The sequence below is a fragment of the Flavobacterium lacisediminis genome, assembly GCF_025909975.1.
Taxonomy (GTDB): Bacteria; Bacteroidota; Bacteroidia; order Flavobacteriales; family Flavobacteriaceae; genus Flavobacterium; species Flavobacterium lacisediminis.
Map to the genome: position 1 here is coordinate 1 of NZ_JAPCIO010000009.1, position 25985 is coordinate 25985.

General features: G+C 32.3%; 28 protein-coding genes. 15 read left to right on the top strand and 13 right to left on the bottom strand.

Annotated elements, in window-relative coordinates; genetic code table 11:
• Positions 1-1092, bottom strand: a 1092-nt coding sequence (locus tag OJ995_RS11925; RefSeq protein ID WP_264369632.1) for an MDR family MFS transporter, incomplete at its 3' end; no start/stop codon positions are given.
• Between the two features lie 84 nt (positions 1093-1176).
• Between OJ995_RS11925 and OJ995_RS11930 the strand changes: the two genes are divergently transcribed.
• Genes OJ995_RS11930 through OJ995_RS11940 form a run of 3 tightly spaced genes read left to right on the top strand, consistent with a single transcriptional unit; the run spans position 1177 to position 3184 of the window.
• Positions 1177-1767, top strand: a complete 591-nt coding sequence (locus tag OJ995_RS11930; RefSeq protein ID WP_264369633.1) for a DUF1684 domain-containing protein — start codon at positions 1177-1179, stop codon at positions 1765-1767.
• The gene (locus OJ995_RS11935) at positions 1760-2407 is read left to right on the top strand and encodes a TatD family hydrolase (RefSeq protein WP_264369634.1); all 648 of its coding nucleotides are present in this window, start codon (positions 1760-1762) and stop codon (positions 2405-2407) included. The genes OJ995_RS11930 and OJ995_RS11935 overlap by 8 nt, the downstream gene beginning before the upstream one ends.
• A gap of 51 nt (positions 2408-2458) precedes the next feature.
• The gene (locus OJ995_RS11940; protein ID WP_264369635.1) at positions 2459-3184 is read left to right on the top strand and encodes a tRNA threonylcarbamoyladenosine dehydratase; all 726 of its coding nucleotides are present in this window, start codon (positions 2459-2461) and stop codon (positions 3182-3184) included.
• A 33-nt stretch (positions 3185-3217) separates the two neighbouring features.
• On the opposite strand, the gene OJ995_RS11945 is transcribed toward OJ995_RS11940, so the two are convergent.
• From OJ995_RS11945 to OJ995_RS11955, 3 genes are read right to left on the bottom strand one after another with little or no spacing between them, the layout of a single operon-like run.
• Positions 3218-3667: a hypothetical protein gene (locus OJ995_RS11945; RefSeq protein WP_264369636.1), complete on the bottom strand. Its 450-nt coding sequence runs from the start codon at positions 3665-3667 to the stop codon at positions 3218-3220.
• 21 nt (positions 3668-3688) lie between these two features.
• Positions 3689-4714 (bottom strand): GyrI-like domain-containing protein, encoded by a 1026-nt coding sequence (locus OJ995_RS11950; RefSeq protein ID WP_264369637.1) that lies wholly within the window; start codon positions 4712-4714, stop codon positions 3689-3691.
• Positions 4715-4748: 34 nt separating this feature from the next.
• Positions 4749-4937: a hypothetical protein gene (locus OJ995_RS11955; protein ID WP_133607488.1), complete on the bottom strand. Its 189-nt coding sequence runs from the start codon at positions 4935-4937 to the stop codon at positions 4749-4751.
• A 74-nt stretch (positions 4938-5011) separates the two neighbouring features.
• Between OJ995_RS11955 and OJ995_RS11960 the strand changes: the two genes are divergently transcribed.
• Positions 5012-5395 carry a pyrophosphohydrolase domain-containing protein gene (locus OJ995_RS11960; protein ID WP_133607486.1) on the top strand — a complete coding sequence of 128 codons (384 nt, stop codon included), beginning with the start codon at positions 5012-5014 and terminating at the stop codon, positions 5393-5395.
• A 95-nt stretch (positions 5396-5490) separates the two neighbouring features.
• On the opposite strand, the gene OJ995_RS11965 is transcribed toward OJ995_RS11960, so the two are convergent.
• A complete protein-coding gene (locus tag OJ995_RS11965) occupies positions 5491-6558 on the bottom strand; it encodes a branched-chain amino acid aminotransferase (protein WP_264369638.1) in 1068 nt (355 codons plus the stop codon).
• A gap of 298 nt (positions 6559-6856) precedes the next feature.
• On the opposite strand from OJ995_RS11965, the gene OJ995_RS11970 reads away from it, so the two are divergent.
• From OJ995_RS11970 to OJ995_RS11985, 4 genes are all read left to right on the top strand, one after another.
• Positions 6857-7348, top strand: a complete 492-nt coding sequence (locus OJ995_RS11970; protein ID WP_264369639.1) for a DUF4920 domain-containing protein — start codon at positions 6857-6859, stop codon at positions 7346-7348.
• Positions 7348-7806: a hypothetical protein gene (locus OJ995_RS11975; protein WP_264369640.1), complete on the top strand. Its 459-nt coding sequence runs from the start codon at positions 7348-7350 to the stop codon at positions 7804-7806. The genes OJ995_RS11970 and OJ995_RS11975 overlap by 1 nt, the downstream gene beginning before the upstream one ends.
• Positions 7807-7878: 72 nt before the next feature.
• Entirely contained in the window at positions 7879-8544 is a 666-nt protein-coding gene (gene mnmC2 / locus OJ995_RS11980; protein ID WP_264369641.1) for a tRNA (5-methylaminomethyl-2-thiouridine)(34)-methyltransferase MnmC2, read from the top strand.
• Positions 8545-8676: 132 nt separating this feature from the next.
• Complete coding sequence (locus OJ995_RS11985) at positions 8677-8871, top strand: hypothetical protein (protein WP_111565666.1); 195 nt, start codon at positions 8677-8679, stop codon at positions 8869-8871.
• A gap of 52 nt (positions 8872-8923) precedes the next feature.
• On the opposite strand, the gene OJ995_RS11990 is transcribed toward OJ995_RS11985, so the two are convergent.
• Positions 8924-9862 carry a LysR substrate-binding domain-containing protein gene (locus OJ995_RS11990; protein ID WP_264369642.1) on the bottom strand — a complete coding sequence of 313 codons (939 nt, stop codon included), beginning with the start codon at positions 9860-9862 and terminating at the stop codon, positions 8924-8926.
• Positions 9863-9958: 96 nt separating this feature from the next.
• On the opposite strand from OJ995_RS11990, the gene OJ995_RS11995 reads away from it, so the two are divergent.
• The 5 genes from OJ995_RS11995 (at position 9959) to can (ending at position 13915) form a co-directional block, all read left to right on the top strand.
• A complete protein-coding gene (locus OJ995_RS11995; protein ID WP_264369643.1) occupies positions 9959-10438 on the top strand; it encodes a Dps family protein in 480 nt (159 codons plus the stop codon).
• Positions 10439-10527: 89 nt separating this feature from the next.
• Positions 10528-10821: a hypothetical protein gene (locus tag OJ995_RS12000; RefSeq protein WP_264369644.1), complete on the top strand. Its 294-nt coding sequence runs from the start codon at positions 10528-10530 to the stop codon at positions 10819-10821.
• 73 nt (positions 10822-10894) lie between these two features.
• Positions 10895-12490, top strand: a complete 1596-nt coding sequence (locus tag OJ995_RS12005) for a SulP family inorganic anion transporter (RefSeq protein WP_264369645.1) — start codon at positions 10895-10897, stop codon at positions 12488-12490.
• 2 nt (positions 12491-12492) lie between these two features.
• A complete protein-coding gene (locus OJ995_RS12010) occupies positions 12493-13176 on the top strand; it encodes a carbonic anhydrase family protein (protein ID WP_264369646.1) in 684 nt (227 codons plus the stop codon).
• 103 nt (positions 13177-13279) lie between these two features.
• Entirely contained in the window at positions 13280-13915 is a 636-nt protein-coding gene (can, locus tag OJ995_RS12015) for a carbonate dehydratase (protein ID WP_133607466.1), read from the top strand.
• Here can and OJ995_RS12020 read toward each other — a convergent pair.
• Both OJ995_RS12020 and uvrA read right to left on the bottom strand, forming a co-directional pair.
• Entirely contained in the window at positions 13912-15108 is a 1197-nt protein-coding gene (locus OJ995_RS12020; protein ID WP_264369647.1) for an LETM1-related biofilm-associated protein, read from the bottom strand. The two genes, can and OJ995_RS12020, sit on opposite strands and share 4 nt — an antisense overlap.
• A 4-nt stretch (positions 15109-15112) precedes the next feature.
• A complete protein-coding gene (gene uvrA / locus OJ995_RS12025) occupies positions 15113-17902 on the bottom strand; it encodes an excinuclease ABC subunit UvrA (RefSeq protein ID WP_264369648.1) in 2790 nt (929 codons plus the stop codon).
• A gap of 311 nt (positions 17903-18213) precedes the next feature.
• Here uvrA and OJ995_RS12030 point away from each other — a divergent pair, with 311 nt between their 5' ends.
• The gene (locus OJ995_RS12030) at positions 18214-18798 is read left to right on the top strand and encodes an RNA polymerase sigma factor (RefSeq protein WP_264369649.1); all 585 of its coding nucleotides are present in this window, start codon (positions 18214-18216) and stop codon (positions 18796-18798) included.
• A 228-nt stretch (positions 18799-19026) separates the two neighbouring features.
• Here OJ995_RS12030 and OJ995_RS12035 read toward each other — a convergent pair whose 3' ends face one another.
• Both OJ995_RS12035 and OJ995_RS12040 read right to left on the bottom strand, forming a co-directional pair.
• Positions 19027-19377 (bottom strand): DUF2200 domain-containing protein, encoded by a 351-nt coding sequence (locus OJ995_RS12035; RefSeq protein ID WP_264369650.1) that lies wholly within the window; start codon positions 19375-19377, stop codon positions 19027-19029.
• Positions 19378-20025, bottom strand: coding sequence for an endonuclease III domain-containing protein (locus OJ995_RS12040; RefSeq protein WP_264369651.1), 648 nt, complete (start codon positions 20023-20025; stop codon positions 19378-19380).
• A 49-nt stretch (positions 20026-20074) separates the two neighbouring features.
• On the opposite strand from OJ995_RS12040, the gene bcp reads away from it, so the two are divergent.
• Positions 20075-20527: a thioredoxin-dependent thiol peroxidase gene (gene bcp, locus OJ995_RS12045; RefSeq protein ID WP_264369652.1), complete on the top strand. Its 453-nt coding sequence runs from the start codon at positions 20075-20077 to the stop codon at positions 20525-20527.
• Positions 20528-20589: 62 nt separating this feature from the next.
• Here bcp and OJ995_RS12050 read toward each other — a convergent pair whose 3' ends face one another.
• The 3 genes from OJ995_RS12050 to OJ995_RS12060 are packed head-to-tail and all read right to left on the bottom strand — an operon-like array spanning position 20590 to position 25980.
• Positions 20590-22380, bottom strand: coding sequence for an acyl-CoA dehydrogenase FadE (locus OJ995_RS12050; RefSeq protein WP_264369653.1), 1791 nt, complete (start codon positions 22378-22380; stop codon positions 20590-20592).
• A 21-nt stretch (positions 22381-22401) separates the two neighbouring features.
• Positions 22402-23586: an acetyl-CoA C-acyltransferase gene (locus OJ995_RS12055; RefSeq protein WP_264369654.1), complete on the bottom strand. Its 1185-nt coding sequence runs from the start codon at positions 23584-23586 to the stop codon at positions 22402-22404.
• 3 nt (positions 23587-23589) lie between these two features.
• Complete coding sequence (locus OJ995_RS12060) at positions 23590-25980, bottom strand: 3-hydroxyacyl-CoA dehydrogenase/enoyl-CoA hydratase family protein (protein ID WP_264369655.1); 2391 nt, start codon at positions 25978-25980, stop codon at positions 23590-23592.
• Between the last annotated feature and the right edge of the window lie 5 nt (positions 25981-25985).

Genomic DNA, 25985 nt, shown 5'->3' on the forward strand with positions numbered 1-25985 from the left:
TTTTGCACTTAAAATATGAGCTAAACTATAACTCATTGTAAAAATCGCCATATAACGTCCTTCATGTCCTTTAGGAGCACGGCTCATTGCAAACGAATTGGAAAACGGAAAAGCAAACATTTCGGCAAACGTCATAAATAACATCATAATAATTAAAATACCAGCCCATTGATTAATTAAAAGTAAAAAAATACTAATTGCCATAGCAGCACAACCATAGGTAATAACTTTTAATTTATTGATTTTATGTTTTTCAATATAACTCACAATTGGCATTTCTAAAAAGAAAACTAAAATTCCGTTTAACGTTAAAAGTAATCCTGTTTGAAATTCCGATAAGTTAAATTGTTCTTTATGATATAACGGAATGGTTGTAAATAATTGAAAAAATAAGATTCCAGTTACTAATGTTGCTGCAAGAAAAATCCAAAAAGGTTTGTCTTTAAAAACCGAATACGTTAATACTTCTCCAGGATGTTCTTTGTCGGTATATTTTGATTTTTTCTTTTCTTTTACTAAAATCCAAAAGAGCAAAATGGCTATAATACACGTTGCACCATCTACCCAAAATAATCCTTTGTAACCTACACTCATAATTAATAATCCACCCAGTGCTGGTCCAGCTGCAAAGCCTAAATTAATTGCTAATCGCACCAATGTTAATGCTCTAGTTCTGTTTTCGGGTTTGGCGTAAGCTCCTAACGACACAAACATTGCGGGTCTAAACATATCTGCAACTACCATTATTAAAAATATGGCAAGCAATAAACCTTCATAACTAGTTACAAATTGCAATCCGAAAAACGAAATTCCGCTGGTTAATAAACTAAAAATCATTATTTTATAAAATCCAATTTTGTCAGATAACTTTCCGCCTAGCCATGAACCCAAAATGGAACCACATCCAAAACTCACCATAATCCAACCTACCTGACTGTACGAAAAATGTAAATCTTCTTTCAAATATTTAGATAAGAAAGGAAGTACCATTGTACCCGCACGATTTATGAAAGTAATTAGTGTAAGAATCCATATTTCACGAGAAAATCCTCTAAAATTGTCGATATATTTATTAAAAGCGCGTTGTATCATAGTGATTATTGATGTGCAAATTTACGAAAGCCAACACGATTAAAATGTTATAGAAATTATATATTTTTGTAAAAAACACTACTCATGAAAAAAATCATTCTTTTTCTTTTTTGTTCCTCCATAATTTTTGCTCAAAAAGATGTGGCTGCAGCCGAAAAATTTCAAGCCGAATTAAACAAAAGTTATGCAGATTCGCTAAAAAGTCCTCTAATGAAAGACGATTTAAAGCAATTTAAAGGATTAGATTTTTATCCAATTGACGAAAAATTTATGGTTGAAGCGGTTTTTATCCGTACAAAAAGAGAAAAATCGTTCAAAATGAAAACTACAACCAGTAGAACGCCAATGTATAAAAAATATGGGGAATTGCACTTTTCAATTGATGGTAAAGCATTGAAATTAAATGTGTTTCAAAATATCGAATTGTCAAAAAAACCAGGTTTTAACGATTACTTGTTTCTTCCATTTTCTGATTTAACCTGTGGAAAAGATAGTTATATTGGCGGTCGCTATATTGATATGCGAATTCCAAAATCGGGAAAAATAACAATCGATTTTAATCAGGCGTATAACCCATATTGTGCTTATAATTATGAATATTCGTGCCCAATTGTACCTTTAGAAAACGATTTGGATATTGAAATTAATGCTGGTGTAAAAAAATTCCATGACTAAATTCATCAATTTACATACGCACAAATTTTCTAATTTATCGGATGTTATTGAAGTTGTAAATCAATATCCGTGGGAATTTGATACGAATATTCCAAACTATTCTATCGGAATTCATCCGTGGTTTATTGATGAAAGTAGATTAGAAAAAGATTTAGAAATCATCAAAGAAAAACTGCAATTGTCGGAATGCTTAGCACTTGGTGAATGTGGTTTAGACAAACGAATTGAAATTCCAATGGAGTTACAAATATCTGTTTTCAAGAAGCAATTAGAAATCGTACAACAAACCAATAAACCAATTGTTTTACATTGTGTTGCTGCTTTTGATGAAGTTATAGCCATCAAAAAAGAGATGAAAATTATAAATCCAATGCTAATTCACGGTTTTTCAAAAAACGAACAAGTTGCAAAATCGCTTTTTGAAAATGGTTTTTATCTTTCGTTTGGAAAATACTTACTTCGTAACAAAGAATTAGAAAAAGTGTTTAAATTTGCACCCGAAAATCAAGTTTTATTAGAAACCGATACTATTGAAGAATCTATTTATGAAGTTTATGAAAAAGCAGCTTCGATAAAAGGAATTTCAGTTGAGGAAATGAAAACAATCGTTTTTACTAATTTTTCAAGGATTTTCAGTTAAACAATAAACTCGTAAAGATAAGTTGTGACTTGTCTTCATAAACAAATTAAAATGGCAAAGTGGAAAGAAAGAGCAGCTTTATTATTTAAAGAAGAAGGAATTCAAAAACTTGAAAGCGCAAATGTTTTAGTAGTTGGTTTAGGCGGTGTAGGAAGTTTTGCTGCCGAATTTTTAGCTCGTGCAGGTGTTGGTTCTATGACTATTGTTGATGGAGATGTGGTGGATATTACAAATATTAATCGGCAATTGCCCGCTTTGCACAGCACCGTTGGTGAACCCAAAGTAAAAATTGTAGGAGATCGTTTGATGGATATTAATCCAGAATTAAAATTAACCCGAATAGAAGAGTTTTTATCGCCAGAACGTGCTTTTGAATTGGTTTCTCCAGAGTTTGATTATGTTTTAGATTGTATTGATAGTGTTACGCCAAAAATTAATTTAATTGTTGCTTGCAAACGCAAAAAAGTTAAAGTTATTAGTAACATGGGAGCAGGAGGGAAGTTTGAAGCCGAAAAAGTAAGAGTTCGTGATATAAGCAAAACAGAATATTGCCCGTTAGCGAAGAATGTACGCAAGCGTTTAAAAATGGAAGGAATTTCAAAAGGAGTAAAAGTGGTATATTCATACGAACGACCAGATTATTCTAGTGTAAAAACCACTGATGGAACAAATTTCAAGAAATCTTTTTACGGAACGAACAGTTGGATGCCAGCTTTGTTTGGTTTACATGCCGCTGAAACCGTTGTTAAGCATTTGATAGGAAAGAATAAAGAATAAAAAAAAGGACATTTTAAATGTCCTTTTTTTATTTTATCTAGAAGTTCTCATCGTTATGTCTTCGTTGTATTTGTCGTAAAATGTTTGTACTTTTTCAATATTTAAAATTCCTTTGCTATCAATAACCTTTTCTTTTAATAGCCATTTTACTAATTTTTGCATATTCTTTTTCGAATTCATACCTAATCCTGAAATAATATGCTCAACACTTGTAGATTCAACTTTTACTTTAGCGGTTAAAAAGTTTAGAATGATGTAATCATCATCAGTATATCCATTTGTTTCGTTGGAATGCCATTTGAATAGCAATATTTCGTCATCGCCTTCTAATGAGTAAAAGGAATGTTGGCTAACATTAATTTTTTCATATTTTAAAATTGGTGTTCCATCTAAAAGAACTTTATCGTCTTTAATTTCAACTTCTTGTGCATTTATAAAAGATCCAATTAGTATAAAAACAATTGATGAAAAAAGTTTATTCATTAGTATAAAATTTAAAAATAATTATTGATTTGTATTAGTTGTCGTTCCTTCTACAGGTGTAGTGATTTCTACTTCAGTTTCAACTGGTTTTGGTTTTGGAATGTAAACTCGTTTTTTTATTGGTACAAAAATTTCGGTTACCCATTTTGAAGGTTTACGTTCTTTTGGTAAACTAACTTTATAAACTTCAATGTTAGTTCCTTCTAAATCCTCAATTAGTTTTTTCTTTTTAATATAAGCTAAAGTTTTGTCCCAAGCTTCTTGATTGTGAGAATAATCGCCAGTTAAAGTTGTTTTTACAGCTAAAAATTCATCAAAATGACCTCCTGAAATTTCGCTTCCTGGAGTTGTTAAAATTTCTTCCTCAACCGGAACACACATTGAAAAAATGGTTGTTTTGTTTTGTTTATCCCAAGTATCATAAGTAATAAAAGGTAAACCCGTAATGATAATATCGTTTTTCTCCACAAAAGCCATCATATTTTGCAACATGGTTTTAGAAACTTTTTGAAAATCGGCAAATGAACAAGTATCTATTTGTTGGATATAATTGGTTGCATGTTTAGTTATCAATCCGTGAATTTTAATATTGTAAGTAGTCAATTCCTTAACTAAATAGGTGTCAATGTTGTTTAATCCGTCTTCTAATTTATCTCCTAATACATTATCAACGCCACCTTGTAAAACACTCAATAATTTTAATTCAAAATCTAATTTCCCTTTTAATTCCCAAGTAACTAAAGCTCCTTTTTTTGTTTTTTGAAAACGCATAAAGGAATCGTTTTTCTCACCTGAAACCGTAATGGTTTGCATAATTGTATCACCTGGAACTGATTTTAGATTTTTAAAAACCGCATTGTCTTTATCCCAAGGATTCCAATCAACTAAAGAAGTGCTATCGGAAACAAAATTATAAACAATATCCTTTGAAGCTTTTATTTCTTTAGAGCGAACCACTCTATAGTCGCTTTGCTGAGTAGCAACAAAGACAACAAAGGCCACACTAAATAGAAGCAATAAAAGAAGTATGTATTTTAAAATTCTCATCAGGGCATGAATTTGTTTTTCAAAAGTAAGAAAATTAATCTTTCATTAGTACTTTAATTAAAAAGAGTAACCCAATGAAGCCTAAAAATCCAATAAATACCCAATAGGTTCCTTTATAGAACGGTTTCATTTGTCTTAAATCTTTACGGTATACCAATATCATTGTGGTTACAAACGCAATTATAAAGAAAATAGCAAAGTAGATTTGTCCTGTTGAAAACATATTGAAAATTTTTACAAAAATAAGAATTTAATACTATCTAATTTTTTAATTTAGAGAAATTTATAAGGTCAATTATGCAAAAACAATTAAAAGCAGTAAGAATTTTTCATGAAACCTATGGTTTAGGAGTGAGTGAAGAAATGAAAGCCGATTTAGGTGCTTTAAAAAATGAACTTCGTTTTAACCTAATGAAAGAAGAAAATGAAGAATATTTAGAAGCCGTTCAAAACAATGATATCGTTGAAATTGCCGATGCTCTAGGCGATATGTTATATATTTTGTGTGGTACCATTTTAGAACACGGATTACAACATAAAATTGAAGAAGTGTTTGATGAAATTCAACGTTCAAATATGAGTAAACTTGGAGAAGACGGAAAACCTATTTATAGAGAAGACGGAAAAGTAATGAAAGGTCCAAATTACTTTAAACCTAATTTTGAGGAAATTTTAAAATAAAAAAAGGCGATTTCAATTTTGAAATCGCCTTTTTACTTATATGTTTTTTAATTTTGAACACTGAACACTGAACACTGAACACTGAACACTGAACACTATATCTTAACAGTCCAACCAAAAGTGTCTTCTGCTAATTTATATTGAATGTTAGTTAGCTTTTCTTTAATTTCTAAAGCCACCGAGTTTTCTAATTTTGGTAATTCATAGTATTCACCTAAATAAGAAAAACCTACGATTGGATTAATCACTGCCGCAGTTCCTGCACCAAAGATCTCTTTTAATGAACCATCTTTTGCAGCAGATACTAATTCGTCAACTAAAACCGAACGTACTTCTACTTTAATGTTTTCTCTTTGCGCTAATTCGATAACACTTTTACGAGTAACACCGTCTAGGATTCTTTCACTTGTTGGTGCTGTGTAAATTGTATCATTAATTCTAAAGAAAACATTCATGGTTCCAGCTTCTTCCAGTTTGGTATGCGTAGCATCATCTGTCCAAATGATTTGTTGGAAACCTTGCTCGTTTGCTAATTTTGTTGGGTAAAACTGTGCAGAGTAATTTCCTGCAGCTTTAGCCGCACCAATTCCTCCGTTAGCCGCTCTACTGAAATGTTCCGCAATAAGTACTCTAACTTCACCAGAATAATAAGCACGAGCTGGTGATAATATAATCATAAAACGGTATTCTTGAGAAGGAGCCGCAATTACACCATGTCCGGTTGCAATCATAAAAGGACGGATATACAAAGTATTTCCTTTTCCTTTTTTAACCCATTCTTTTTCAATTTCTAATAAACGGTGTAAACCTCCTAAGAAAACATCTTCAGGAACTTCTGGCATTGCCATTCTAGTAGCACTTTTATTAAAACGGTGATAATTTTCATCTGGTCTAAACAACCAAACGTCATCTTGCTCATCTTTGTAAGCTTTCATTCCTTCAAAAATAGCTTGTCCGTAGTGGAACACTTTTGCAGAAGGATCAATCATGAAAGGTGCATATGGTTCTATAACAGGTTTTTGCCATGCTCCATCTACATAATCACATACTAACATATGGTCTGTAAAGACATTACCAAAGGTTAGGTTTTCAAAATCAACCTCGCTGATTTTTGAATGAGGAGCCGAAATAATTTCAATTTCGTTTAAAGTTTTTAATTCCATTAGGGTCAAACTGTTATAATTTATAGTTTTGTAAAATCAACAAAAAAAAGGTAGATTTTTACGTATTCGTTGCAAATTTACTAAAAAAAAGAAGTTTTATTTTTACTTACCAAAAAATAATTATCAACAACTGACAAAACTTTATCTTGATAAAAACTTTAAATTGATTTTAAATCACCTAAATAAATAAGAAATCTTCGTGTCGTTAACTTCTTTTACAAGAGATGAAACTTTCTTTTTTGATGCTCCGAAAATATAAAAAATATCGTTATTTTTGTTGAAATTATTCACAATTAAAATGAAAAAAATACTTACTCTATCACTTCTAACTATTGCATTTGTTGGATGTGAACAAAAAAAAGAAACTACTCCAGAAATTGCTAAAGTAGATTATGCTGTTTTTGGCGACTCTATTTCATCTGAAGGCGCTTTATCGAATGCTGAAATGATGGAAAAATTCAAATCTTTAAAAGAAGGCGATACTTTAGAAGTAAAATTCAAATCAGGAATCAACGAAGTTTGTCAAAAGAAAGGTTGTTGGATGACATTAGATTTAGCAAATGATAAAGAAGCTTTTGTAAAATTTAAAGACTATGGTTTCTTTGTTCCAAAAAATGCACAAGACAAAGAAGTTATTGTGAACGGAAAAGCATTTGTAAGCGTTGAAAGTGTTGATGTTTTAAAACATTATGCAAAAGATGCTGGAAAATCACAAGCAGCAATTGACAGTATTGTAGAGCCAAAAGTAACGTACTCGTTTATGGCAAATGGTGTTTTAATTGCTAAATAATGAAACAGTTAATTCTACTAGTATCTTTTGCTATTTTGTCGATTTCTTGTGATAAGAAACTGGATGAAAAAGTTACAGATAAAGAAGCTTGTGAAACCGATTCAAAAGTAAATAAAGACGGTTTTGAAATGTATGAAATGTCAGAAATGGCAGCTCTTATGGAACAAATGTATGTTGATAATGAACGTTTGAAAGAACGCATCATGAAAGGAGATACCATTGGTAAATTTCCGCAACATTTTATTCGCATTCATAAAGCAGTAATGACTGACGAAACCGATAAAGATGCTTTTTTTGATGAGCAAGCGGCTAAATTTATCAAAGCTCAGGAATTGATTTATCAAGATCCAAAAAATGCTAAAGAACATTTTAATAACGGAATTGATGCTTGTATCAAATGCCACGAAGTAAAATGTGGAGGACCGATACCGAAAATTAAGAAATTGTACATTGAGTAATGTACTCATTAAAATAAAAAAGGTTTAAGAGCTAGATTTCGAATTCTTAAACCTTTTCTTTTTGAATTTATTATGAAAAGAGAAATCATTATCACCGACGACGGATCCACGACTATACGAATTCCAGAATGGGACGAGAACTATCATTCTACTCATGGTGCTATTCAGGAAGCGAAACATGTTTTTATCAAGAACGGATTGGATTTATTTCAAAATCAGGATTCGATTTCTATTTTAGAAATTGGTTTTGGAACGGGTTTGAATGCTTTCATTACTTTTTTGGAAACTATAAATAAAGAAAAAGTTAATTACGTTGGAGTAGAAGCATATCCCATTTCTCAGGAAGAAATAGCGCAAATGAATTATGTTTCTGAATTAGATTCCGAAATGTATCAGGAGATTTTTGATAAAATGCATTCTTGTGATTGGGAAAAACAAGAAACGATTTCTGAAAATTTTCATTTAACTAAGAGAAAACAGTTTTTTCAAGATATCGAAGACAAAAACCAATTCGATTTGATTTATTTTGATGCCTTCGGATTTCCATTACAACCCGAATTATGGAGTGAAGTCATTTTTAAGAAAATGTACGATGCACTTTTATCAAAAGGAACTCTTGTTACTTATGCTTGCCGTTCATCTATTAAGAACGCAATGCTAAGTGTCGGATTTTCAATTGAAAAACTACCTGGAGCTCCAGGAAAACGCGAAATGTTACGCGCTACAAAAAATGTATGATTTTTACTGTAAAGTAAGAATTTAATAAAATTTTAGCATTTTTTTTATTAACTATAACGTTTTCGAAAGATTTTTTTATTTATCTTTACGACAAGTTCTTACCCCCAGTCTAACCTTTTATCTAGAAAAAGTATGCCCAGACCGATGTTTTCTTACACCAAGTCAATTTTGGAGAGAGTGAGTTTTGATGCGAAACTATTTTGTAAAGAATTAGAGAAAGCAGTGAGAATATTGCTTCCTTATGAAATAGATCAATTGAGAGAGTGGCTTTTACAGTTTACCGAAGAGAAGCCAGAATTAAGACAATGTTTAATTTATATCAACTAAAAATATAAAGTCCCGATAATCTCGGGACTTTTTTTATGGTTTAAATTGAAATTTATTTTGTTTTTGGACTTATAATTTCTACATCACTAAAAGCTATTGCTCCACGGACAACGCCAGATATAGTATCTCGTAGGGCGTTAATAATGTGTATTTTCAATTCGTTTTTAGGATAAATCAAACTGACTTCTCTCGCAGGTTTTGGATCTTTAAACGGTTTTAGTTTTTCTTTATTTTTTTCATTCAAATCTAAAGTATGCAAATAAGGAAGCAAAGTAGTTCCTAAACCTTCATCGGCTAGTTTGATAAGCGTTTCAAAACTGCCGCTTTCCAATTGAAAATGACTATCAGCTATATATTTATTGTTTTTACACAAGTTAAGAATTCCATTTCTGAAACAATGTCCGTCTTGTAAAAGTAAAATCTTGTCCAAGTCTAAATCGGAGATTTCAATTTCTTTTTTTTCAATCGATGGATGATTTGAAGGTACATAAGCTACGAAAGGTTCGTAATATAAAACGATTTCCTTTAAATTTTCTTCTTCAAGTGGTGTAGCTGCAATAGCACAATCTAAATGACCATTTTTTAATTTCTTGATAATATCTTCAGTGGTTTGTTCTTCAATAATTAAATTGACTTTTGGATATTTTTTAATGAAATTACTCAAAAACATAGGAAGTAATGTTGGCATTACTGTTGGAATTATCCCCACTTTAAATTCGCCACCAATGTAGCCTTTTTGTTGGTCAACAATATCTTTAATTCTTCCTGCTTCGTTTACTATGTTTTTTGCTTGGTTAACGATTTTTTCACCAACTTCTGTTAACAATATTGGTTTTTTGCTTCTATCAAAAATTAAAATATCTAATTCATCTTCTAATTTTTGAATTTGCATACTTAATGTAGGTTGTGTTACAAAACATTTTTCAGCAGCTAACGTAAAGTTTTTATATTCGGCTACTGCCAAAACATAGTATAATTGAGTAATTGTCATAACATTGGTAAATTTGATGCAAATATAAAAACTATCAATTAAATTTATAGGGAAGGGTGTGGAATTTTGTAAATTTGAGAAAATAAGTACTAAATTATGAAACTTAATAGCTTAGGATTACCAGTTGAACAATCTGAAGAATTAGTAAATGAATTGATCGGATTGTTATCAAACTTTCAAATATATTATCAAAATTTAAGGGGTTTACATTGGAATATTAGAGGAAAAAGATTTTTTGATTTGCACTTAAAATTTGAAGAATTATACAACGATAGTCAGTTAAAAATTTATTTAATTGCAGAGCGTGTACTTACTTTAGGAGGAACTCCTTTGCATACATTTTCAGATTATATTGCAAATAGCAAATTAAAAGTAGGAAAAGATATTTTAAAAGATGTAGAAGCTATTCAGCTGATTTTAGAATCGTTAAGTGTTTTGCTACAAGTTGAAAGAGTAATTTTAGCTAAAGCATCAGAAATAAATGATGAAGGAACTAATTCTATGATGTGTGATTTTATTGCCGAGCAAGAAAAAACCAACTGGATGCTCAAAGCTTGGTTGGACGAAGAAATTTAAGATGCTCAAAAAAATAATGCTGTGAAAATTCACAGCATTATTTTTTTACTAATAGTTGAATTACTATAAAATATTTTTATATTTGTTATATGAAGTTTTTATCAACTGTTTTTTTATTCTTATTCATTACTTTTTTAGCTACTCCAACATTAATTGGTATGGTAGATAAAGAAGCAGATACCTCTTATTTTTACACGATGTGTGAAGAAGAGGAAAATCATTCGCTATTTAATGAAATTAAAACGGTACAAACTACGAATTATTCAGTTGTTCATTTTTCATTCGGAGAGTTAGCAAAACTTAATGTTCTAATAGAACACGATTTATTAAGTTTTGACAATTTGGCACACCAAATTTTCTCTCCACCTCCTAATTTCTCATAATACATTTCGTTTTTCTTTATTAACACTCTTTTAATTTTTGAGTGTACTATTAATGTATTATACAAAAAAATTCATGAATAATCATTCTATTTTTTCCAATGTAAGAGGAGATCTTGCATCTGGTCTTGTTGTATTTTTAGTGGCTTTGCCATTGTGTTTAGGAATTGCATTAGCATCTGGAGCACCTTTGTTTTCAGGTATTGTTTCGGGTGTAATTGGCGGTGTAGTTGTTGGTTTTTTAAGTAATTCAGCATTGAGTGTTACTGGACCTGCAGCGGGGTTAACAGCTATCGTTCTTGCAGCAATTACTGATTTGGGAGGATTTGATATTTTCTTAGTTGCGGTAATTTTAGCAGGATTAATTCAAATCGCTTTAGGCTTTTTAAGAGCGGGAAGTTTTTCTAATTATTTTCCCACAAGTGTTATTGAGGGAATGTTAGCTGCTATTGGAATCATTATTATTTTAAAACAAATTCCACATGCTTTTGGTCATGATGTAGATAACGAGGGCGATTTTTTCTATATTGAAAAATCGGGTCATACTACCTTTGATACTTTAATTGAGTCTATCAACTATATTCATACAGGTGCTTTGATAATAGCGTTATTATCAATTGCTATCTTAATTACTTGGGAAAAGGTTCCTGCTTTAAAAAATATAAAAGTTGTTCCTGGAGCATTAGTTGTCGTTGTAGTTAGTATTTTATTGAATGAATTTTTTATTCAATCGGGTTCAAGTTTAGCGATTGTTACTCAAAACCATTTGGTGAGTTTGCCTTCTTTTACTGAAATTAGTAATGGATTTGCTTTACCAAATTTCGCTTCCTTAACAAACGAAAAAGTGTGGATTGTAGCGGTAACCATTGCTGTTGTTGCGTCCATTGAAACATTATTATGTATTGAGGCGACAGATAAATTAGATCCTTACAAACGATTTACAGACACAAATCGTGAGTTGAAGGCTCAAGGTATTGGAAACATTGTTAGTGGTTTATTAGGTGGCTTGCCAATGACATCTGTTGTTGTTCGTTCGTCTGCCAATATAAATTCTGGTGGTAGAACTAAATTCTCAACTATTTTTCATGGATTGTTGTTATTCACTTTTGCATTATCCATTCCGTTTATCTTAAATAAAATTCCATTAGCTGCATTGGCTGCGGTTTTATTAATGGTTGGATATAAATTAGCGAAACCAAGCGTTTTTGTTCACTTGTGGAATAATGGATATTCTCAATTTATTCCTTTTGTAGTTACCGTAATTGCGGTTGTTCGTATCGATTTATTAAAAGGTGTAGGAATTGGTTTAGCAGTGAGTATAATATTTATCTTGTATCAAAACTTGAAATTTGCTTATTCTTTCAAAAAGGAATCATTACACAATGGTGATATAATTACAATTAAACTAGCTGAAGAAGTTTCATTTTTAAATAAAGCAGCTATTAAAAATACATTAGGAAGTATTCCAAAAGGTTCTAAATTAGTTATCGATGCATCAAACACCAAATATATTGATTTTGATGTGGTAGAATTGATAAAGGATTTTAGGAATGTAAAAGCCGAAGACAAAAAAATAGATTTAACCTTAAAAGGATTTAAAGAGCATTATAATTTAGATAATACTGAATTTAAACACATTGAAATTAAAGAAGATAAAAAAGAAATAGAATAAATATGAAAGCACATAATAAAGAAACTCAAGCACAAATGACACCTCGTAAAGCATTACAATTTTTACAAGAGGGAAATGATCGATTTATTAATAATTTAAAAGCGAACAGAAACTTATTAGAACAAGCCAACGAAACTCGTGATGGACAATGGCCATTTGCTACGATTTTAAGTTGTATTGATAGTAGAACTTCAGCGGAATTGATTTTTGATCAAGGTTTAGGCGATATTTTTTCGGTACGAATTGCTGGAAATATCGTAAATACCGATATTCTGGGAAGTATGGAATTTGCTTGTAAAGTAGCTGGTTCTAAATTAATCGTTGTTTTAGGTCATTCAAAATGTGGCGCTGTAAAAGGAGCTTGTGATCATGTTGAAATGGGAAATTTAACTGAACTATTATCAAAAATTCAACCTGCAGTTTATCAAGAAAAAGAAACGACAGATGACAGAACTTCAAAAAACAGTGGATTCGTTGAAAATGTAGCAGAAATCAATGTAAAACGAAGTGTAAAAAACATAATCGAAAGAAGTTTTGTTTTAGAACAAATGTTAGAAGAAGGTCAAATCGGAATTGTAGGAGCAATGCACGATATCGAGTCGGGTAAAGTAATTTTCTATGATGATGTTATGTATATTAAAGATAATTCTAATCCTGAATTTACGGTTACAGCACTAAGACACTAAAGTAAATTTTAAACCATAATTATAAAAAGCTATCATTTACCAAATTGTAACATGGAATTGATAGCTTTTTTATTTTATATTTGATACCACATATACAATGAAAATGACTGATTTTTACAAAAAGATATTAGACAATAACAAAAAATGGGTGGAGAACAAATTAGCCATTAGCCCAAACTATTTCAAAAATTTAGCCGACGGACAAAGTCCACCACTTTTATGGATTGGTTGTTCGGATAGTCGTGTTCCTGCAAATGAAATTATTGGGGCTGAACCTGGAGAAGTTTTTGTACATCGAAATATTGCTAATATGGTTGTGCATTCTGATATGAACATGTTAAGCGTATTGGATTACGCTGTAAACGCTTTAAAAGTAAAACATGTCATTGTTTGTGGACATTATGGTTGTGGTGGAGTTAAAGCCGCAATGGGAAATACTTCTATTGGAATTATTGATAATTGGATTCGTCATATTAAAGATGTATATCGTTTTCATCATGAAGAATTAGATGCCATTACCGATGAAAAAGAACGCTTCAATAAATTCGTAGAAATCAATGTAAAAGAACAAGTTATGGATTTAGCCAAAACATCCATTGTTCAAAACGCATGGAAAAACGGACAAGAGTTATCGTTACACGGTTGGGTTTATGGTCTTAACGATGGTTATGTAACCGATTTAGGTGTGAATTTTAGTTGCGATAAAGACTTGGATGATGTGTATCAGTTGAAGTTTTAATCATCTAAATTCTCATTAAAAGCAGAAGGCAATAATTGCGGAATAAATTTTATCAAAATAGGCAATAATAAGCCACCACCAGGAAGTAAAAATATAGTTAACGACGGAACTGTTTTACAGATATCTAGTAACTGTTTTTTTACTTTCTTTTTTTCGTCTTTGCTCAAATCTTTAGTGGTTGATTTGGCTAAAAGTTGCATCAATTCGCCACTTTCCTTAATTTCTTTTGTTAATCTGTCTTTGTTTCGAATGATTAGTTTGGTTACATTTTTATTGGCTTGATCGTAAAAATGTTTGATAGGATTGGAATAATTAAAGAACGGAATTTCATGATTGTACTTATTAATAAAGTAATCAATTTCACCTATACTTTTATCTAAAATGACTTTATTGAGTTTTAAATCGTTAGTCAAATTTTCTAGAAAAGAAACTTCATGTTGTTCTAATTTTTCATCGCTCCACAATGCCATTTGAGCAATATCTAACAAGTATAATTTCTCTAAAACATCGGGATAACGGTTTAATTTCAAATCTGAAAACTCAATATTTTCGATACTTGTAAATTTGGTGTAGCGAATAGAATTTTCAAATAACTTTACTAAAAGTTCATCATATTTAGACTTATTTTGCTTGATATTTAAAGCCAAGGCTACCAATTTAATACAATCCGATTCTACATTTTTTAAGTAATCCGATTGTAATTCACCGTTTTTTATAAAATAGTGAAACGCCAAAACATCAATAAACAACAAAGCATTGGTTATAATGTGAGAAAAGTTTTTGCTAATGCTGTTCTGATTGGTTTGAATTCTATCGTCAATAACCTTTTCTAATCGCGAACTGTGACTTCCTTCTGGTAATAATTTCTTGATAAAATTCAGATTTTCGGGCTGAATAAGACCGTAGAACTTATATACCGATTTAATAAAATCTTCCGATTTTGGACTAGCATTTTGAAGTGCATAAATCGAATACAATGTATTGACAAACCCTACTTTTGTTATTTCATCATACGACCATTTGCTGGTGTTAATTTGATTTTTAAGTTGGAAATTAACTACATAACCATAAATAAAACCCGTTGCTCTACAATCTTCGTAAAATGACAAATAATCGCCTTGAAAATCAATAAAATTAGTTTGATTTTCAGCAAAAAACTTGTCAATCCATCCATTTGCAGAAGGGTTTATCATTTTTCTATAATTTCTCTTTTAAGTATTTTCCAGTAACCGAATTCTTGTTTTTAGCCACTTCTTCAGGTGTTCCAAAAGCTATTAACTTTCCACCATTTTCACCTCCTTCTGGACCAATATCCAAAATATAATCAGCACATTTAATTAAATCTAAATTATGTTCAATTACAATAATCGAATGCCCCTTGTCTAACAAAGCATCAAACGAAGCTAATAATTTTTTGATATCATGAAAATGTAAACCTGTTGTAGGTTCGTCAAATACGAATAATGCTTTATCTTTAATCGTTCCTTTTACCAAGAATGAAGCCAATTTAATACGTTGCGCTTCTCCACCAGAAAGAGTAGAGGAGGATTGTCCTAATTGTACATAACCTAGACCAACATCCTGCAAAGGTTGTAATTTTTGCGTGATTTTAGTTTGATTTTGTGCTCCAAAAAATGCCAAAGCATCATCAATTGTCAAAGTTAAAATATCATTGATGTTTTTACCCTCAAATGTAACTTCTAAAATTTCCTTTTTAAAACGTTTTCCATTACAAGCTTCACATTCTAAGTGAACATCAGCCATGAATTGCATTTCGATAGTTACTTCGCCATCACCTTTACAAACTTCGCATCGTCCACCTTCCACGTTAAAAGAGAAGTGTTTGGCTTGATAGTTTCTAAGTTTCGAAATATTCTGTTTTGCAAATAGTTCACGAATATCATCGTAAGCTTTTATGTAAGTAACCGGATTTGAACGTGAACTTCTTCCAATTGGATTTTGGTCTACGTATTCGATATGTTTGATGTGTGAGAAACTTCCAGCTAATTCGGTAAATTGGCCTGCTTTTTCTCCAACACCTTCTAATTTCTTTTGAAGGGCTGGAAACAAAATTTTCTTCACCAATGTACTTTTTCCACTACCAGAAACACCTGTAATCACTGTCAAACATTCTAGAGGGAAAGTGAAGTTTTCATTTTTTAAGTTATTTTCTCTCGCGCCAATAACTTCAATATGATTTTTGAATTTTCTTCTGGTTTTTGGAACCGAAATTTCTTCTTTTCCATTCAAGTATTTTGCTGTTAAAGAATCAGCTTTTAGAATTTCGTTATAGGTTCCTTGTGCTACTAATTCACCACCATGAGTTCCCGCTTCGGGACCGATATCAATAATCATATCAGCGGCTTTCATAATGTCTTCGTCGTGTTCTACTACGATAACGGTGTTTCCTAAATTGCGCAAATCTTTTAATACCTCGATTAATCTTTCGGTATCTTTTGGGTGTAAACCAATACTTGGTTCGTCTAAAATGTACATCGAACCCACCAAACTACTTCCTAACGAAGTTGCTAAGTTAATACGTTGCGATTCTCCACCAGAAAGTGAGTTAGAGTTACGATTCAACGTCAAATAACTCAATCCTACATTGAATAAAAAGTCCAAACGATTGTTGATTTCGATTAACAAACGCTTAGCCACTTTGGTATCATATTCGTTTAATTCTAATTTTTTGAAGAAATCAATCAAATTTACGATTGGTAAATCCACTAAATCAGAAACCGTTTTACCACCAACGGTTATGTAATTGGCTTCTGAACGTAATCGTTTGCCTTTACACGTATTGCATTTTGTTTTACCTCTATATCTTGAAAGTAAAACGCGGTTTTGAATTTTATAATTCTTTTCTTCTAATTCCGAAAAGAAATTGTTTAATCCTGTAAAGTATTTATTTCCGTCCCAAATCAGTTGTTTTTGTTCGTCTGAAAGTTCAAAAAATGGTTTATGAATTGGAAAATCAAATTTATAAGCGTTGTTTACCAATTGATCTCGATACCAACTCATACTATCGCCACGCCAAGGAAATACTGCATTTTCATAAACAGACAAGGCTGTATTTGGAATCACTAAATCGGTATCAATTCCGATAACACTTCCATAGCCTTCGCATGTAGGACAAGCTCCATAAGGATTATTAAAACTGAATAAGTGAATATTTGGTTCTAAAAAAGTAATGCCATCCAATTCAAAATTAGAACTGAATTCTAAGCGTTTTTTAGTATCAACTTCTTGTAAATAACAAACGCCTTTACCTTCATAAAATGCCGTTTGAACTGCATCGGCTAAACGATTGAAAAATTCTTCTTCTTCTTTGACAACAATACGGTCAATGATTAACAAAATATCTTTGTTGTCCAATTGATGTTGGTCAATCGTATCCAAACGCACCATTTCGTTATCCACTAAAATACGTGCAAAACCTAGTTGTAATAAGACTTTTAGTTTGTCTTCCAAAGCTCTTCCTTCTTCCAAGTGAATTGGAGCAAGTAGCAACCATTTGCTGTCTAAAGGAAATTCTTTGATGTCATTTATCACGTCCGAAACGGTATCTTTTTTTACTTCTTTCCCAGAAATAGGCGAGTAGGTTTTTCCAACTCGGGCAAACAACAATTTTAAATAATCATAAATTTCGGTAGAAGTTCCAACGGTTGAACGGGCGTTACTGGTGTTTACTTTTTGTTCGATTGCAATCGCAGGCGCAATTCCTTTTATGTATTCAACCTTTGGTTTGTCTAATCTTCCTAAGAATTGACGTGCGTAAGACGATAAACTTTCTACATATCGGCGTTGTCCTTCGGCATATAAAGTATCAAAAGCCAAACTCGATTTTCCTGAACCTGAAAGACCTGTTATTACAACGAGTTTGTTTCGTGGAATAGCAACATCTAAATTTTTAAGGTTGTGCAATTGTGCTCCTTTAATTAAGATGTTTTTCTTAGGTTCTAAGGTAGAAAAATCAGGTTTTTTCATGGCATTTTTTAATAGAATTGCAAAGATAACAATTGTTAGAACAAAATAGGCCTTACCTTGTGTTTTCCTGTTAAATACTTAGAATGTAAATCTTAAATAATATATAAATAAAGATTAAAACGTGATAATTGTTCAATAAACTCGGTGATGTGTTACATTATTATCAATTAAAATTAAATTTATTTGCATAAAAATTTGGAAGTTGAGAAAAAAATGTGTTAAATTTGGACTTTAATCTTTAAACAAAAATCGCCTATAACACACAATTACTTTTTAGAACCCGGATCTTTAATTAACTAAAAGGTATTGTTATGGCTAATCTTGTACTTCCAGATGCAGTGTTGGTAAAGAATTATATAAGCGGAGATGAATCTGCTTTAGCTTCATTAATCAACAGACATCAATCTAAAATCTACGGATTTATTTATTCCAAAATTGGTGATAGAGATTTATCAGATGATATTTTTCAGGATACTTTTATTAAGGTAATTAAAACGTTGAAAACGAGTTCGTATAATGAAGAAGGAAAATTTTTGCCTTGGGTAATGCGAATTGCTCATAATTTGGTAGTAGACCATTTTAGAAAAGCAAAGAAAATGCCTTTTCAACGTGAAACGGAAGAATATTCTATTTTTAACTACATGACTGATACTACATTAAATATTGAAGGGCAAATTATTACAGCCCAAGTAGAATCAGATTTAGCAAAACTACTAGAAGAACTTCCTGCAGATCAAAAAGAAGTTTTAGTAATGCGTATGTATCAAGACTTAAGTTTTAAAGAAATAGCTGATTTAACAGGGGTTAGTATTAATACCGCATTAGGAAGAATGCGTTACGCTTTATTAAATTTGAGAAAAATTATAGAAAAAAATCAAATTATTTTGACCAACTAATACTAAAAGTAAAATATTGTCGTTATTGAATTATAATCAATAAACAAATTAATGGCAAAACTTTACTCTAAGAAAAAATTAGCAACTCAAAAAATGTTACCTAAAAAAGAAACGATTTCGTTTTTACTCAACTATTCAAAGGCTTTGAGTATACATAAGGTGGGCAAATCAACTTTTGAAATTATTGCTAATTAAGGAAAATGCCTCAAAGAGATTTGAGGCATTTTTTTATTGTCTTAAAATTTTCTCCATCTTTTTCCCTTTCGCTAATTCGTCAATTAATTTATCCAAATAGCGTACCTTTTTCATTAATGGATCTTCGATTTCTTCGATTCGATAACCGCAAATAACTCCTGTAATTTTAGAAACATTTTCGTTTAATTGAGGTGCTTGTTCAAAAAAAGTTTCAAAATCTACTTTGGTATCAATTTGGTGTTGTAGGCTTTCAAGTGTGTAACCTGTTAACCAACAAATTACTTCGTCTACTTCGGCTTTTGTGCGATTCTTTTTCTCAGCTTTGTTTATGTAATGTGGGTAAACACCAGCAAAGATCATATGATTAATACTTCTTGATGCCATTTATTTTTTAATTTCATTAATAACACTTTTTCTTCCAATCGTTCTTGTGATAATATCTTTCTCTAAATTCCAGCCACGAGCAGGAGAATATTCGCGTCCGTACCAAATGATTTGCAAGTGTAACTCGTTCCAACATTCTTCTGGAAAAATGCGTTTGGCATCTTTTTCAGTTTGTTGTACGTTTTTGCCATTAGTTAAACCCCAACGATACATTAATCTATGAATGTGTGTATCTACAGGAAAAGCAGGAACTCCAAACGCTTGACTCATTACCACACTTGCGGTTTTGTGTCCCACAGCAGGTAAGGCTTCCAAAGCTTCAAAACTTTGTGGTACTTGGCCATTGTGTTTTTCAATTAAAATTTCCGATAAACCATGGATTCCTTTCGATTTCATAGGTGACAAACCACAAGGACGAATAATTTCTTTAATTTCTTCCACAGACATTTTTACCATATCATACGGATTATCAGCTTTAGCAAATAGGAGCGGAGTAATTTGATTCACGCGAACATCAGTACATTGTGCCGAAAGCAATACTGCAATCAACAACGTATACGGGTCTTTATGGTCTAACGGAATAGGAATTTCTGGATATAATTCATTTAACGTATTTATAACAAATGTTACTTTCTCGCTTTTGGTCATTTTAACTATCTTTAGTTTTTATTTGAATCATTTGTAAAAGTATAAAAATATGACAACATTAAAAACTGGAGATAAAGCACCCAATTTTTCAGGCTTAGACCAAAATGGAACTTCACACAAATTAACCGATTATAAAGGAAAGAAATTAGTAGTTTTCTTTTATCCAAAAGCTAGTACACCAGGTTGTACAGCTGAAGCTTGTGATTTAAGAGATAATTATGCTCGTTTTCAAGCTAATAATTACGCTTTGTTAGGTGTAAGTGCCGATAGCGCAAAAGCACAAGCTAAATTTATTGAAAAATACGATTTACCATTTCCATTGTTAGCGGATGAAGATAAATCGGTTATTCAAGCGTTTGGTGTTTGGGGACCAAAGAAATTTATGGGAAGAGAATATGATGGTATTCACCGAACTACTTTTGTAATTGATGAAAACGGAATTATTGAAGAAGTAATTTCTGATGTAAAAACGAAAGCACACGCTTCTCAGATTTTAAAATAATAAAAAACCATCCGCAATAACGGATGGTTTTTTTAAACAAACTAAACCAATTAATTGCTGTATTAAAAAGCGTATTTATTTTCGCTAATAATTTTTGCAGCAATTTTTTCACGAAGACCAATTACATTTGGCATATTCGTATATTTTGTAAAACGTTTTAATCCCATTAACATCATACGTTGTTCGTCGCCTTCAGCAAAAGAAACAATTCCTTCTTTTCCTTTTTGGCTTACGATATCTACTGCATGATATAAGTATAATTTTGCCATTGCAATTTGCTCCTGAACTTTGTCTTCACCTTCTTTTTTGGCTAATTTTTCAGTTCTAAGAATAGTACTTTCAGCCATGTAAATTTCGATTAAGATATCAGAAGCAGCCATCAATAATTGTTGGTGTGATTCTAATTCTGCTCCATATTTTTGAACTGCAGCACCAGCAACCATTAAGAATACTTTTTTCAATTTGGCAATCATTTCTTTTTCTTCAGCAAATAATTCTGAATAATCTGGAATGTCGAAAGATGGTATTCCCATTAATTCTTCAGCCACAGCCATTGCTGGACCTAATAAATCCACATGACCTTTCATTGCTTTTTTCACTAACATTCCAACTGATAACATTCTGTTGATTTCGTTAGTTCCTTCGTAAATTCTTGCGATACGAGCATCTCTCCAAGCACTTTCCATTGGTGCATCTTCTGAGAATCCCATTCCACCAAAAATTTGAATTCCTTCGTCTGTACAAGCTTGAACATCTTCAGAAACCGCTACTTTTAAGATAGAACATTCGATTGCGAATTCTTCTACACCTTTTAATTCTGCTTCTTGATGCGTATTTCCTTCACTAACTCTGATGTTTATTCTGTTTTCAATATCTGATGCAGCTCTATACGTTGCACTTTCTCCTGCATAAGCATTTGTTGCCATTTCAGCAATTTTAGCTTGAATTGCTCCAAAACTTGAAATTGGTGTTTTAAACTGAACTCTTTCGTTAGCATAATTTACAGCTCCAGAAATTGTTCTACGTTGTGCTTCTAAACAAGCAGCTGCTAATTTAATACGACCAACATTTAAAGCATTCATAGCAATTTTAAAACCTTCGCCACGACCTGCCAACATATTTTCTACAGGAACTTTTGTTTCGTTAAAGAAAACCTGACGAGTAGAAGAGGAGCGAATACCTAATTTGTGCTCTTCATCACCCATTGAAATTCCGTTTGAAGGATCATTTTCAACAATGAAACCTGTAATATTTTTATCGTCTTCAATACGAGCGAAAACAATCATTACGTTACAAAAACCAGCATTAGAAATCCACATTTTTCCTCCTGTGATTTTATAATGCGTTCCATCTTCTGAAAGAACGGCTTTTGTTTTTCCTGAATTCGCATCAGATCCTGCTCCAGGTTCTGTTAAACAGTAAGCACCAAACCATTCGCCAGAAGCTAATTTTGGTACATATTTTTGTTTTTGTTCTTCAGTTCCGTATAATGTAATTGGCATTGTTCCAATTCCGGTATGAGCTCCAAAAGCTGTTGAAAACGAACCAGTTGCTCCTGAAATATAATCACAAACTAAAACGGTGTTTACGAATCCCATTTCCATTCCGCCATAAGCAGCAGGAACAGCAACACTTAAGTAACCTAATTCACCAGCTTTACGCATGATGTCTTCGGTTAAAGCGTAATCTTTCTTTTCGAAGCGTTCTTTGTTTGGCCAAATTTCTTTGTCTACGAATTCGATAACCGAATCACGCATCATAACTTGTTCTTCATTGAAATCTTCTGGTGTGAAGATGTCTTCGCATTTTGTTTCTTTTACAAGGAATTGACCTCCTCTGATGATATCTGACATAACTTATTAAGTTTTATAGTTTTATTTTAAAAATTCAAAAATTCCGGCAGCTCCTTGACCAGTTCCAACACACATTGAAACGATTCCGTATTTGCTGTTTCTCAGGCGCATTTCATCAAACAATTGAACTGATAGTTTAGCACCAGTACAACCTAGTGGGTGACCTAAAGCGATAGCTCCACCATTAACGTTTACGATTTCTGGATTTAAACCTAATTCTCTCAAAACTGCTAAAGATTGTGCTGCAAAAGCTTCGTTTAACTCAATTAAATCAATTTGGTCTTGTTTTAATCCTGCTTGTTTTAATGCTTTTGGAATTGCAGTAACTGGTCCGATACCCATGATTCTTGGTTCTACACCTGAAGCAGCATAGCTTACCATTCTTGCAATTGGTTCTAAGTTCAATTCTTTTACCATTTCTTCGCTCATGATTAACACGAAAGCAGCTCCATCACTCATTTGTGAAGAGTTTCCAGCAGTAACCGAACCATCAGCTGCGAATACAGGTCGTAATCCTGATAAAGCTTCTACTGAAGTTCCAGCTCTTGGACCTTCGTCTTTATTCACTACATAAGATTTGGTTTCTTTTTTACCGTTTTCATTAATAAACGTTTGTTCTACATTAATAGGAGCAATTTGTTTATCGAATTTCCCTTCAGCTTGCGCTTTTAACGCTTTCATGTGTGATTGATAAGCAAATTCATCTTGATCAGCACGAGAAACATTGAATTGTTTTGCAACTGCTTCAGCCGTTAATCCCATTCCCCAGTAATAATCTTCGTGACCTGCAGCGGCAACTTTGTAATCTGGTGTTGGTTTGTAACCTCCCATTGGAATATAACTCATACTTTCGGCACCACCTGCAATAATACAATCTGCCATTCCTGATTGAATTTTAGCTGTTGCCATTGCGATAGTTTCTACTCCAGAAGCACAATATCTGTTTACTGTAACTCCAGGAACATCCGTGATTTTTAATCCCATTAATGATATTAAACGTCCAACGTTTAAACCTTGTTCAGCTTCTGGCATGGCGTTTCCTACCATTACGTCATCAATACGTGTTTTGTCGAAATCAGGCAGCTCTTTCATCATGTATTCGATGGTTTCTGCTGCTAATTCGTCAGGTCTTTTGAATCGGAATAAGCCTTTAGGGGCTTTTCCAACTGCTGTTCTATATCCTTTTACTATATATGCTGTTCTCATTTCTTAGTTTCTTAATGGTTTCCCTTTGGTTAACATGTACTGAATTCTTTCTAAAGATTTTCTTTCTCCAGTTAATGATAAAAATGCTTCTCTTTCTAAATCCAATAAATATTGTTCAGAAACTAAAGTTGCTTCTGATAAATCACCACCAGCCATTACATAAGCTAGTTTGTTTGCAATTTTCTTATCGTGTTCAGAAATGTATTTACCAGCTTCCATTTGGTCAGTTCCAACTAAGAACATACCTAAAGCTTGTTTACCTAATACTTTAATATCTTTTCTTCTTACAGGTTGTGTATAACCTTGTTCTGCCATTTGTAAAGCCACTTGTTTAGCTGTTGCGATTTGGCGGTCTTTGTTTACCACTACGATATCTCTTCCTTTTTGTAAAACTCCCGTATCAAAACCTTCGTAAGCTGAAGTAGCTACTTTTGCCATACCAACAGTTAAGAAATATTCTTGTAAAACATTTAATTCTACATCATTTTTACGGAATAAATCAGAAGCTCTCAATGCCATTTCTTTAGAACCTCCACCGCCAGGGATAACTCCAACACCAAATTCTACTAATCCGATGTAGGTTTCTGCTGCGGCAACTGCTCTGTCAGCGTGCATGGTTAATTCACAACCACCACCTAATGTCATTCCGTGAGGAGCAGCAATAACAGGAATTGCAGAATAACGGCAACGCATCATCGTGTCTTGGAACATTTTGATAGCCATGTTTAATTCGTCATATTCTTGTTCGACTGCCATCATGAAAATCATTCCTAAATTAGCTCCAACAGAGAAATTAGCTCCTTGATTTCCAATCACTAAACCATTGTAATCTTTTTCAGCAATATCAATCGCTTTGTTAATTCCTTGTAAAACACCAGCGCCAATAGAATTCATTTTAGATGTAAATTCTAAATTGATAATTCCATCACCTAAATCGGTAATGATTGAATCGCTATTGTTCCATATTTTTTTGCTTTCGCGAATGTTATTTAAGATAATGAAGGCATCTTGACCTGGAATTTTCTCTACTTTTTTGTTTGTGATAGAGTAGAAGTGTGTTGCCCCATCTTTAATCGAATAGAAAGAAGTGTTTCCTGAAGCTAACATATCGGTTACCCAAGAAGCTGGTTGATAACCTTCCGCTTTCATTAATTCGATTCCTTTTTCAATTCCGATGGCATCCCAAATTTCGAATGGACCGTTTTCCCAACCGAAACCAGCTTTCATAGCATCGTCGATTTTGTAGAAAGCGTCTGTGATTTCAGGAATTCTGTTTGAACAATATTGGAACATAGAAGCGAAGTTTTTTCTGTAGAAATCGCCTGCTTTGTCTTTTCCAGTAACTAAAACTTTGAATCTATCGATTGGTTTTTCAATCGTTTTGGTTAATTCTAAAGTTGCGAAAGATGCTTTTTTATTAGCTCTGTATTCTAATGTATCTAAATCTAAAGTTAGAATGTCTTTTCCTTCTTTTTTGTAGAAACCTTGTCCTGTTTTGCTTCCTAACCATTTGTTTTCCATCATTTTGTTAACAAATTCTGGAAGTTTGAATAATTCATGTGCTTCGTCGTTTGGACAATTTTCATAAATTCCGTTAGCCACATGAACTAAAGTATCTAAACCTACAACATCTACAGTTCTAAAAGTAGCCGATTTTGGTCGACCAATAACTGGTCCAGTTAGTTTATCTACTTCTTCAACAGTTAATCCCATTTCTTTTACTTGGTGGAATAAACTTTGAATTCCGAAGATTCCAATTCTATTTCCAATAAAAGCTGGAGTATCTTTAGCAACAACTGAAGTTTTTCCTAAGAATTTTTCACCATAACCATTTAAGAAATCTAATACTTCATTAGAGGTTTTTGGACCTGGAATGATTTCAAATAATTTTAAGTAACGTGCTGGATTAAAAAAGTGCGTTCCACAGAAATGTTGTTGGAAATCTTCGCTTCTTCCTTCGCTCATGAACTGAATTGGAATACCAGATGTATTTGAAGTAACTAAAGTTCCTGGTTTTCTATATTTGTCAACTTGTTCGAAAACGATTTTCTTGATGTCTAATCGTTCTACTACAACTTCGATAATCCAATCGGCAGTTGCAATTTTTGACATATCATCTGTGGTGTTACCAGTAGTAATTCTTGAAGCAAAACTTGGATGATAAATAGGAGATGGCTTCGATTTTAAAGCGTTAGCTAAATGATCATTAACTAATCGGTTTCTAACGGCTTTACTCTCTAAAGTCAATCCTTTTTTCTGTTCGGCTTCGGTTAGTTCGTTTGGAGCAATGTCTAATAATAAGACTTCTACACCAATATTAGCAAAATGGCAAGCGATACCACTTCCCATAATTCCGGAACCAATAACAGCAACTTTTTTAATATTACGTTTCATGTTTA